This window comes from Pseudoalteromonas amylolytica (assembly GCF_001854605.1).
Classification (GTDB): domain Bacteria; phylum Pseudomonadota; class Gammaproteobacteria; order Enterobacterales; family Alteromonadaceae; genus Pseudoalteromonas; species Pseudoalteromonas amylolytica.
The window spans coordinates 184,560-196,195 of sequence record NZ_MKJU01000025.1 but is presented as its reverse complement, the minus strand read 5'-3'; the positions used below and the strand labels follow the sequence as shown (position 1 = coordinate 196,195).

Here is an 11,636-nt window from a genome sequence, read left to right as displayed (position 1 = left end):
TTTAAAAGCAAAACTCAGGCCACTTTTATTTTTGTGAGGACATCGCGCTCAGTTGGGCAGCTTTGCCATCACTAAGACTCACTATTTCTAGCTTAGGCCCTACGGCGCATAAATTGATTGGTAGCAAATTCATCCAACATTTTCTGCTCTGCTTTGTCACGCTGTTTTTGCAGCTGTAGTTGCTTTTTCTCAATGAGTTTTTCGATTGCTTTCGCCTTAACTTGCTGCGCCAACCACAGTTTTTTTCGCTGTTCTACAACTTGCTTGGCTGTATTAACTGTTTTGGCCTGCTGCTGCATTGCATCTTCTATTTTTTTTATAAAAGCTTGATATTGAATGAGACCACTACTGGTTAAGCCTTGTTTAGCTTTGAGGTGGAGCTGTTGACTGTATTCGAGACGAAAATCATTCAAACCAGCAAGCTTTTGCTGGTTATCGTTTAGGTGATGTTGAGCCTGCATATAGTTTACACGCAAAGACTCTTCTTTTTCGGACTCAAGCTTGTACAGTAAGTTAAGTTTATCTGCTGCCATTATTCTTGTCCCAATAACTTCGCAAGTTCTTGTAAGCACTGATCATAATTGAGTACTTCTTTCATACCTTGCTGTAAAAATGCATTCACTGTAGGTATCATATTGATGGCTTGATCGAGCATAGGATCACTGCCTTTTTGATACGCCCCAAGTGTGATCATATCCTTGTTCTGTTGATACATCGCATACACTTGCTTAAGCACTCGTGCCTGCTGCAAATGGCTATCGGAAACCACTTGCGGCATAACACGACTAATAGACTTTTCTATGTCAATCGCAGGGTAATGACCACTATCGGCTAAGTCCCGAGATAACACAATGTGCCCATCCAAGATAGCCCGCGCTGAGTCCGCTATCGGATCCTGCATATCATCACCTTCACTTAATACCGTGAAAAATGCGGTTATAGAACCTTGACCTTCACCGCCGTTACCCGCTCTTTCAACCAAAGCCGGTAGTTTTGCAAACACTGATGGCGGATAACCTTTCGTCGCGGGCGGTTCACCTACCGCTAACGCGATCTCACGCTGAGCCATGGCATAACGAGTAACAGAGTCTAAAAGTAACAATACGTTGAGCCCTTGATCACGAAAATACTCCGCAATAGTGACCGCACTTTCACACCCTTTCAAACGCATAAGTGGCGAAGCATCGGCTGGTGCTGCTACAACAACTGCACGTTTACGTCCCTCAACACCCAATATTTCATCAATAAACTCTTTAACTTCCCGTCCACGCTCACCCACCAAACCAACAACAATGACATCGGCTTCGCTTCCTCGAGTCATCATACCTAGCAAAACAGATTTACCCACACCACTTCCTGCAAACAAACCCATACGTTGACCTTGCCCAACAGTTATGATGGAGTTTATGGCTCGTACTCCCACGTCCATAGGCTGACTAATCGGCCGCCTTGCAAGCGGGTTTATCGAGTTTTGCGCAAATTTCAAAGTATGTTCAGCGTTGATGGGTCCCAATCCATCTAATGGCCTGCCTAGACCATCCACCACACGTCCAAGTAAGCTCATCCCCACGGGCAATCCGGTTTCTTTTAGTTGAGGTATTACGCGCGCACCAGGAAGTACACCTGAAATATGATCGTTAGGCATTAAATAAAGTGTATCATCGTTAAAGCCAACCACTTCAGCATCCACAAGGCCTCGGGTTGTTTCTATTTTGCAGTGGCTACCCACAGGCGCACTGAGCCCTTTTGCCTCGAGTGTTAACCCGACAACTCTGGTTAAACTACCTGCAACGGGCACAGCAAATTGATGTATATGTTTTTTATATTGTGATAAACGTTCAGCTAAAGGACTTTCAACACTCATGAGGTAGCCAAAAATTACGACTGGATACCACTACCATGCAAAAAGTCGTCCAAGATTTCTTTGATTCTTGTTTTCAGCGTCATATCGATTGAAGATTGAGAAGTTTTAACCTCTACATCACCACGATGTAATGTAGGCTCAGGTAATAGATGCCAATGCTGTTGTGCAAGCTGTTCCTCACCATATGCCTCTTTTACCAGCTCTAAGTCATCTGGATGCAGATGAATTTTAACCGTATGCTCCGAAATAGGTAACGCATCCATGGCCTTCTTCAAAGCCAGCAGTACGATGTTGGGATCTAGTTCAACTTCACGGAAAATAACCGCCTGCGCCAATAAATTGGCAAGCTCTACAAGTTGCTTTTCACAACGTTCATCGACCAGTCGCAACGGCTCATGTAATTCATTGATAATTAGGGTTAAAGTTTGTAACTTTTCTTCTATAAGCGGTTTTGCATCATCGTGGCCTTGCTGCTTTCCAATCTCCACACCTTCTTTGTAGCCCGCTTCTTTACCCTCAGTTACACCTTTGTCAAAGCCATCAATATAGCCTTGCTCATGGCCTTGTTTAATACCTTCATCGTAAGCATCTTGACGAATTTGTTCTAATTCTTCCAACGTCAATGTCGGAAACTCTGGTTCTTCTGTGTCTGGCTCTTCAGCGTTTTTGTCTGGCTTTTGATAAAGCTGCTCTAACGGTTTGCCAAAAGCAGTTGAGCGCCCCGAATACTTGCGAGGATCTTCTGTTACATCAGGGATTGGCCAATTTTTAAGAAGTTCATCTAGTGCTTCTCCTTCGACTGGCCGACCCTTATAAAACTTGGTGTTACTCATAAATTATAAGAACTCCTCACCACCGCCACCACCGAGCATGATTTCACCGGAATCAGCAAGACGACGAGCCGTTGATAGAATTTCTTTTTGAGCCGCTTCAACTTCACTGATCCGAACAGGTGGCATGGCTTCTAGATCATCTGCCAGCATTTCCGCAGCACGTTTTGACATGTTGCTGAGGATTTTCTCTTTCAGAGCATCATCTGTACCTTTTATTGCCTTCATCAGTACATCTTGTTGAACTTCACGCAAGATAGTTTGAATACCCCTATCATCAACATCCAATAAGTTTTCAAATACAAACATGAGGTCTTGAATTTGTTGAGACATCTCTTCATCATGTTCACGAATAGAGTCCATAAGTTGACCTTCAATATTCGTATCTAAGTAGTTCATAATGTCTGCTGCTGCTTTCAAGCCACCCATCTTGGCAGCTTGTGCACCCGCTTGGCCTGCAAACTGTTTCTCCATGATTTCATTAAGCTCTTGCAGCGCTGCTGGCTGAACTTCTTCTAAGTTTGCAATACGCATGGTCAAATCTAAACGCACTTTTTCTGGGAATTGAGACAATATCTCCGCCGACTGTTCTGGTTCTAAATAAGACAACACAATCGTCTGGATCTGAGGGTGCTCGTTACGAATAATGTTGGCAACCTGTTTTGAGTCCATCCACTTAAGTGAATCCAAGCCCTTCGCACCCGACCCCATAACAATCTGATCAATAAGGCTGGCAGCTTTGTCTTCACCAAGCGCTGCGGTGAGTGCCTTTTTAATAAAGTCTTCTGATTGAAAACCTATTGTACTGAAGCTCTGGATTTGCTCTATAAATAGATTGTGTACTGCGCTTATCTTGGCTTGTGATAAATCATCTAATGCTGCCATAGCCATACCAACGCGCTGTACCTGCTTTGGTTCAAGATGTTTTAAGATTTGCGCAGCATCTTCTTCAGATAAACTTAGTAACAAGATGGCGGCTTTGTCGACGCCATCAAGTTTATTTACATCATACGCAGCGGGTAGTTGTTTTTGTTCATCAGTCATCTTCTGTTAACCACGCTTTCACTACTTGAGAGGATAATTCTGGTTCATTGGCAACTAAGGCACGTACGGCTTTTAGTAGGTCCTCATCACCATGTAAGTCTGGCAATTGTAAAGTACCATCCGAAGAGAAGCCAACAGCTGATGAATCAAACTCATGATTTAACATATCTAATGTGCTGTCTCCTAAGTCTACGCCCGATGTAAGTGAATCTTCATCAAATTCTTCTAGCGTGTCATCTGGGTAAATCAAGCGTTTAAGCATCGGTCTGACAACTGCTAAAATAAGTACAATAATTACCAAAGCACCCAATGCTAAGCGAGCCATCTTCATAAACCACTCTTGCTGCCAAAGTGGTACTTCAGCAACTTCACTTAAATCTTCACGTACGAATGGAACAGTAACAACCTCTAAGGCATCGCCACGTTGCATATCAAATCCAACACCACCTTGTAATAAACGGCGAATGTTTGTTAACTCTTCTTGCGTGCGTGGTTGCAGTGTTACGTTGCCCTCTGCATCTGGCTTTGGTAGATAATCTACGGCTACCGAAACACTGATACGACGGATCACACCAGTTTGCTGACGCTTATGGCTAATTGTAGTGTCTAATTCGTAGTTTCGCGTTGCTTCTTTTTGCATTCTGCTTGGGTTGGTACCATTCGCAGCGCTGCCATTACCCGCTACTTCTGGAATATTTGAATCAAGTGGTGGCTGATTGGTCAACGCACCTGGAATCCCGGCAGTAATGCCACCGATATTATTTTCTTCAAATGTTGTTTCACTACGCACTGCAGGTAAATCTGGGTTAAATCGCTTCTGTGTTTCCTCAACCGCACTAAAGTCCATGGTTAAGTCAACTTGCGCGGTATACTTACCTAGGCCAACAACAGGGATCATAATACTGTCAATTTTCTCTAAGTATTCCTGCTCTCTTTTACGCTCTATCTCATACTCTTTTCGAGAGCGAGCGGCCAGTGAATCCTGTGAGCCAGAGTTTAATAGACGACCATTTTGATCTGTCACGGTTACACGCGCAGGCTCAAGGCCTTGTACTGCAGATGCTATGATATCTACAATCGAATCAACTTCTTCACCGTCTAGTGTTCTACCACGTTTTAAAGTGACAACCACCGTTGCTGAAGGTTTTTTCTCACGTCGAGCAAATACATTTTCTTTAGGGATTGCGAGTAAAACTTTCGCACGGCTCACGTCTTGCAGTTCTTCAATGGTGCGTGCTAACTGTTGCTCACGGCTATGCTTTAGCCGTTCACGTTCAAGTCTCTGACTGACGCCAAAACCCATGTCCTGCATAAGTATGTCAGTGCCAGAGCTGGGACTTTGTGAAAAGCCATCGCGTGCCATCTGTAACTTGATATTCTGATAGTCACCTTCTGCAACCATGATGGTGTTGCCGTCAAGCTCATAGTCAATTTTCTGAGCATCTAGAAAATCAAGCGTCTGTACCAACTCTTCTGTTGGGTACTGACCCAATGGTCGCATATCTGGCTGGCGGGCCCAAATGATGATGAATACTGCAATTGCCAAGCATATTGCCAGCGCTATTACTAAAGTAACTTGGCGCAGCATATCAACGCCACTTAGCGCACTCAGATAGCCTGACTTTTGCTCTTGCTGCTCTTCAGCTTCGGTGCCAGTCGCGCCGTCTGATAAAGCTAGTTCTGTTGATTGATTCGTTGCCACAGTTACTCTCCACTACCTAGGTTTAAACAGGCATGCTCATAATTTCTTTATAAGACTCAACAAGCTTATTACGAACTTGCACGGTAGCCTCAAACGCCACAGATGATTTTTGCGATGCAATCATAACTTCGGCTAAAGAGACACTGCGATCACCCATTTCTAACGCTGTTACTTTGGATTTTGCCTCTTTTTGCAAACCATTAACAGTGTTAATCGCATCCGATAGTAACTCACCAAACTGCGCCGATGACGTCGCAGAAGATTGTACGGGCAAACTCTCTTGTGGTTTATTACGTGTAGCCTCTAAAGCTAGAGACTGCATTTCCTGATATAAGGCATTGGGTTGAATGTTCATAGTGCTCACCCTTTTTATTAAAGATATTAGGTATTAAGCACAAAACATGCCAACAAAAAACACATTAAAATCATAACCTTAATGTGTTTTTGTGGCTGTCATGTTTTTGACAAAGCAAAACCAGTGACGACTGGCTTTGCTTTAAAGGCTGGACTTATGCAGGTACGGATATCCCCATATCTCGCATTTTCGCAAGCTTGTAACGTAAAGTTCTTGGGCTCATACCCAGCACTTCAGCCACATCCTTGCGCTTACCTTGGTAACGAGACAGAGTGTCCAAAATAATTTGATGTTCTTTGTCCTGCAATTCAGACTTGTAGCTCGTAGCATCACTATTATCCATAGCTGGTGCTTGCTCAGAGACCTCACCGTCTTGCTTCGTAGTTGCTAAATTCAGCATAGGTGCTGCGGTGGCCATTACAGGCTGATAGCTTTCTATGAAAATATCATCCGCGGTCACCGTCTCACCTTGCTGTAAAATCAATGCGCGCTGCACCACGTTATCCAGTTCACGTACATTACCTGGCCAACTATGCGACAGCAGCTTCTCTTTTGCCTCACTCGTCAGGCTCGGCACAGGTTTACTGGCTTTCATACAATGCCTGGTAATGAGGTGCTCCGCTAAAACCACAATATCACCAGGGCGTTCACACAGAGGCAACCACATAAGAGGGAACACATTGAGACGGTAGTACAAATCTTCTCTAAACTTGCCCGCAGCTACAGCTTCTTTCAGATCTCTATTGCTGGTTGCAAGGACTCTGACATCAAGCTCAATAGTCTTGCGTCCACCTAAGCGCTCAACTTCACGCTCTTGCAACACACGCAGTAGCTTAGCTTGTAACCCAAGATCCATTTCAGTGATCTCATCAAGCAAAATTGTACCTTTTTGGGCCTGTTCAAACTTTCCAGGACAAGCTTGGATCGCACCTGTAAAAGCACCTTTTTCATATCCAAACAGCGTCGCTTCGAGCATATTCTCAGGGATCGCCGCGCAATTTATAGCCACAAATGTTTCATGCGCTCGCTCAGATTTATCATGAATGTAGCGAGCTAGTACTTCTTTACCTGAGCCACTTGGGCCTAATACCATAACGCTAGCATCGGATTTAGCTACCTTGTTTGCAAGCTCCAATAACTGAATGCTTTTAGGATCCTTTACAACAGGACCATCCGTTTCTTTGTCCTTTGGCGGCATATATCGGCTTACCATATTGAGCAATACTTCTGGCGCAAAGGGTTTTGCCATGTAGTCAATGGCACCCAATCTCATTGCTTCTACAGCATCATCGATGGTCGCATAGGCAGTCATCATTAATACCGGCAAGTCTGGATAATTCAACTTGATAGTTTTAAGTAAATCAATGCCACTCATTGCTCCCATCTGCACGTCGCTTACTACCAATGAGAAAGATTGTTGCTTCAAAAGCACAACTGCCTGCTCAGCACTGGACGCTTCAATACAACTGAAGCCTGATAACTGTAAGGTATCGATCAGTGCTTCGCGTAGACCTGCATCGTCTTCCACTACTAAAATTGAATGACTCATACAACCTCCAATTGTTCGGTATCAAATGAAATGGGGAGCAGCAAACTAAAACACGCACCACCGCTTTCCATATTTTTAACTTCTACCTGCCCTTTGTGGGAGTGTGCGACTGAGCTGACTACTGCTAAACCAAGACCTGTGCCCTGACTTTTGGTCGTAAAAAATGGTTCGAAGACTTTATCTGCCACTTGTGGATCAACACCTGGACCATTATCAATGACCGAAATTCTGACTTTATCGTGCTCTCTTTGAACATTAACTTTAACCTCTGCGCCCGTGCCAATAATTTGAATACTATTGTGTATTAAGTTTTGCACAGCACTGGCAAGGGCAGTTTTGTTGCCTATCACTGCAATATCTGGTTCTGGCAGCGCTACATCTAACGAGCTGTTATTCGTCGCAACCATCGCATCAGATCCAGCTTTAACTTCGTTCAGCAACTGCTGCATTGATACTTTTTCTACAACTTGTTGATCACCACTTTTGGCAAACAAGAGCATATCGTTCACTTGTGATTCCAAATCTTTGAGTCGAGACATAAGCTTCTCGTGAAAACGCGCACGGGATGTATCTGGTAAACTACGACTACCTAGATTGGCCGCATACAACATAGCTGCTGACAGAGGTGTACGTACTTGGTGTGCCAATGAAGCAACCATTTTGCCAAGCGCACTTAAACGCTGCATATGTGCAACACGGGATTGCAAACGACGTGTCTCTGTTAGATCCGTCATTAAAATCAGCTGCCCAGGCTCCGGTGCTAATGCCGTGATATCTAGCTTGATCAGTCGACCATCTTTGAGTGATATCTCATGCCCATCATCTTGCTGGGGGCTAAAAGAGCGCTGTATGATGTTAAACCATTTCTCACCTTCAAGCGGCTCGCCTAACATATCAATGGCAATTTGATTCGCTTTGGCTATCATGCCTTGACCATCCAACACCACCACACCCGCAGGCATCGTATCAACTAGGTGACTAAGCCAACTCGCTTGCTGGCGAAGTTCACTTAGCTCACCGACATACGCTTCTTGTAGCAAACCTGGACTAAATTGTGCAGGCGTCACAAATTGTGGATTTAAAACATGTGCCAAAGCCATAACATCACTCTCTCATAAAGACTCTACACATGAATAAGCAGGATTTAGGCCAACATTAATTCCCTTTATAATCAATATTTTATAAATATTTTCTGATAACACTTTTTTGACACTGTATTTTTATACAGCAATATGTACAATCAATTAATCGATCTGTATAAGGAAAGTAAAATGTGCACTAGATGCTTGTGGCTAGACCAAAGTAAAGAAGATTATATTCGATACCATGATGATGAGTGGGGAATACCAGTACTTGATGATCAAACCCTATTCGAATTTATAACGCTAGAGTCGGCACAAGCTGGCCTCAGTTGGTATACCATATTAAAAAAAAGAAATGCATACACAGAAGCATTCTATGAATTTAATGTGCAACGTGTTGCTCAGATGAATCATGGAGATGTCGCGCGGCTGTTGAATGAATCATCCATTGTTCGCAATGAGAAGAAAATTATAGCGACCATCAATAACGCCCGAGCATTCATTGACATTCAAAATGAGTTTGGCAGCTTTGCGAAGTACCAGTGGCAGTTTGTCGACTACTTCCCAATAGTAAACCACATTGCCAGTAGAGCAGACTATCAGTCTCACAGTGAGATAAGTGTTGCATTCGCAAAGGATTTGAAACGTAGAGGGTTTAAGTTTTTAGGGCCAACCACTGTTTACGCGCACATGCAGGCATGTGGCATGGTGAACGATCATGATAATGCCTGTTTCAGGAAGGAGCAAATCATCACAGGCTACGAACATACAGATTTTGAAGCATTAAAAAGCTAATCACGATTAAGGTTATATTTTTTCATTTTTTCAACCAATGTGGTACGACGCACACCTAACACTTCTGCTGCGCGTGCCACAACATAGTCGTACCGCTCTAGCGCTTGCGTAATCAAACTCACCTCTAAATCGGCTAGATACTCTTTAAGCTCGATACCTTCATCAGGCAACAGCCCAAGATGTGCCGCGTTGTTCATCGCGCCCACATCATCATCGGCGTCATCATCGAAGTCACAAAAACCATCACTAAAGAGCTCGTTGAAAGCATCTTTTTCCAGTAGCTCCTCTGGATATTCTGGCTCATATGCTTCCACGTCAATATATCGATATTTATTGGGTAAGTCCGTAACATCAACAACTTTGTCTGGAAACATGATTACCATCCGTTCGACTAAGTTGGCGAGTTCTCGAATATTACCTGGCCAATCATGGGCCTTTAAACTTTCAATAGCACGCTCAGTAAACTTGGCTGTGGTACCGCTTTGTTCATTAACGCGACGCATTAACTCTTTAAGCAACAAAGGAATATCATCAGCACGTTCATGTAAAGACGGGTTTTCAATAGGGAAAACATTTAGTCGATAGTATAAATCTTCTCGAAATTTACCAGATTCAATCATTTGTTCTAAATTTCGATGCGTCGCGGCGATAATTCTAACATCAGCCTGAATTGCCTTGGTCCCACCCACTCGCTCATAGCTGCGCTCTTGCAATACTCGTAATAATTTCACTTGCATTTGCAAAGGCATATCGCCAATTTCATCTAAGAATAACGTTCCGCCCTGTGCCAACTCAAAGCGCCCTTTACGCGCCGAAATCGCGCCTGTAAAAGCACCTTTTTCATGGCCAAATAGTTCACTCTCTAGCAATTCACCGGGGATCGCCCCACAGTTTACCGGTACAAACGGTCCATGGTTACGTCGAGATAGCAAATGTACGTTACGGGCTACAACTTCTTTACCTGTTCCTGACTCGCCGAGAATTAAAACATTAGCATCCGTCTTGGCAACTTGAGATATTAAAAACCTGACTTGTTTTACCGCTTCGGTTTCGCCCACCAAACCATCGAACGACTTACCGCTATTTTTATCTGATTGTCCTGGAAGCATTCTTTGGTACTGCTGACAGTCGTGTAACAGTTGCATTGTGACATCATGACCGAATGGCTCGGAAATCAAACCTACAACATTAGCTAGGCTCAACAGCGGCTTGAGTGTTTCTCCAATCAACAAAAACGGAGAGGCGGGTTGCGATTTAACTACTTGCTCGTGATCAAGTTCTGAAAGTGCGCCAAGCACGATGATAGACTCTTTCGAAAAGGAACTTTGTAAATCCAAATCGGACTCATTAATGACTCTTGCGCCCTGACCAACAAAAGTCAACGCACTATAAAGACTATTAGCTCGGTTATTATTGTTATCTAAGATCAAAACCATCTTACGAGTCCAACTACTTATGGCGAGAATATATTATGATTGTAAGGTAGTTAGGAAGGGATGCAATACCTTGGTGGCAAGTTTTTGACACTTTCGCCAAAAAAACGCCACCAAGTCTGACCAGAATCAATACTTTTGCATTAATTCTCTATAAAAGACCAAGTACCGCAGATGCAGACTGGTTGGCCTGCCCTCTTAGTGCGATTGATGCTTGCGATAAAATATCGTTTGCCGTTTGTTCAGAGACAGCTCTTGCGTAGTCGGTATCTTGAATTCGACTCTGGCTCGCTGCGATATTTTCTCTTTGATTATCTGCGTTACGAATTGTGCTTGAAACAGTGTTCTCGAAAGCCCCCAATTGGGTTCTTTGCGTATTTAAATCCTGAGAAACTGTATCCGCCACATCAATTGCTGCTTGAGCGCCCGCTTCAGTTGATATATCCACACTGAGGATAGCGCTTGCAAAGCTACCATCTGTTTGAGTCAACTCTTTGGTTGTCAAAGCATCAGGCCCGATTTGAAATGTTGCAGATTCACCGTTGAACAGCTGCGCTCCACCAAAAGTGGTGTTCTCGAATGTCTCGGTGATTTGTGTTTGCAGCTGCGATACTTCCTCTTGTAGCGCCTGCCTATCGTTATCGGTCAATGCACCGCTTCCCGCTTGGATGGATAGTTCTCGTATCCTAGAAACGGCGTCGTTTACACCAGATAACGCTGAATCAGCGGTTTGTGCATAGGAGATACCATCGTAAGCATTGCGAATTGACTGGCCATAGCCATTTTGCTGTGAGGTCAATCTATCTATGATCTGCAAGGCTGCCGCATCGTCCGCAGCAGAATTAACCCGCTTACCAGTTGCAAGCTGTTGGTTAAGTTTATTGCTCGTATTTTCGATTCTATTAAAAATACTACTACTTTGTGATTGGATTTTCATACCGCCCCCTATCAAGTGGTACTACTATGACCATACTCCTTTTTG

At 43.7% G+C, this 11,636-nt stretch carries 11 protein-coding genes; 1 reads left to right on the top strand and 10 read right to left on the bottom strand.

The window, feature by feature from the left end:
• Positions 1-92 precede the first annotated feature (92 nt).
• The 8 genes from fliJ to BET10_RS07320 form a co-directional block, all read right to left on the bottom strand.
• The gene (fliJ, locus tag BET10_RS07355; RefSeq protein WP_070984519.1) at positions 93-533 is read right to left on the bottom strand and encodes a flagellar export protein FliJ; all 441 of its coding nucleotides are present in this window, start codon (positions 531-533) and stop codon (positions 93-95) included.
• On the bottom strand, positions 533-1,864 hold the full coding sequence (gene fliI / locus BET10_RS07350) for a flagellar protein export ATPase FliI (RefSeq protein WP_070984517.1): 1,332 nt from the start codon (positions 1,862-1,864) through the stop codon (positions 533-535). Before fliI ends, fliJ begins: the two co-directional genes overlap by 1 nt.
• Positions 1,865-1,878: 14 nt before the next feature.
• On the bottom strand, positions 1,879-2,697 hold the full coding sequence (gene fliH, locus BET10_RS07345; protein ID WP_070984514.1) for a flagellar assembly protein FliH: 819 nt from the start codon (positions 2,695-2,697) through the stop codon (positions 1,879-1,881).
• Positions 2,698-2,700: 3 nt separating this feature from the next.
• On the bottom strand, positions 2,701-3,738 hold the full coding sequence (gene fliG, locus BET10_RS07340; protein WP_070984512.1) for a flagellar motor switch protein FliG: 1,038 nt from the start codon (positions 3,736-3,738) through the stop codon (positions 2,701-2,703).
• Positions 3,731-5,440: a flagellar basal-body MS-ring/collar protein FliF gene (fliF, locus tag BET10_RS07335; RefSeq protein WP_070984511.1), complete on the bottom strand. Its 1,710-nt coding sequence runs from the start codon at positions 5,438-5,440 to the stop codon at positions 3,731-3,733. Before fliF ends, fliG begins: the two co-directional genes overlap by 8 nt.
• A gap of 22 nt (positions 5,441-5,462) precedes the next feature.
• Entirely contained in the window at positions 5,463-5,795 is a 333-nt protein-coding gene (fliE, locus tag BET10_RS07330; protein ID WP_070984510.1) for a flagellar hook-basal body complex protein FliE, read from the bottom strand.
• A gap of 154 nt (positions 5,796-5,949) precedes the next feature.
• Complete coding sequence (locus tag BET10_RS07325; RefSeq protein WP_070984507.1) at positions 5,950-7,344, bottom strand: sigma-54-dependent transcriptional regulator; 1,395 nt, start codon at positions 7,342-7,344, stop codon at positions 5,950-5,952.
• The gene (locus BET10_RS07320) at positions 7,341-8,444 is read right to left on the bottom strand and encodes a sensor histidine kinase (RefSeq protein ID WP_070984505.1); all 1,104 of its coding nucleotides are present in this window, start codon (positions 8,442-8,444) and stop codon (positions 7,341-7,343) included. Before BET10_RS07320 ends, BET10_RS07325 begins: the two co-directional genes overlap by 4 nt.
• Before the next feature lie 171 nt (positions 8,445-8,615).
• Between BET10_RS07320 and BET10_RS07315 the strand changes: the two genes are divergently transcribed.
• A complete protein-coding gene (locus BET10_RS07315) occupies positions 8,616-9,221 on the top strand; it encodes a DNA-3-methyladenine glycosylase I (RefSeq protein WP_070984502.1) in 606 nt (201 codons plus the stop codon).
• On the opposite strand, the gene BET10_RS07310 is transcribed toward BET10_RS07315, so the two are convergent.
• On the bottom strand, positions 9,218-10,657 hold the full coding sequence (locus tag BET10_RS07310) for a sigma-54 dependent transcriptional regulator (RefSeq protein WP_070984499.1): 1,440 nt from the start codon (positions 10,655-10,657) through the stop codon (positions 9,218-9,220). The two genes, BET10_RS07315 and BET10_RS07310, sit on opposite strands and share 4 nt — an antisense overlap.
• A gap of 148 nt (positions 10,658-10,805) precedes the next feature.
• Positions 10,806-11,591 (bottom strand): flagellin N-terminal helical domain-containing protein, encoded by a 786-nt coding sequence (locus tag BET10_RS07305; protein ID WP_070984498.1) that lies wholly within the window; start codon positions 11,589-11,591, stop codon positions 10,806-10,808.
• Positions 11,592-11,636: the final 45 nt, after the last annotated feature.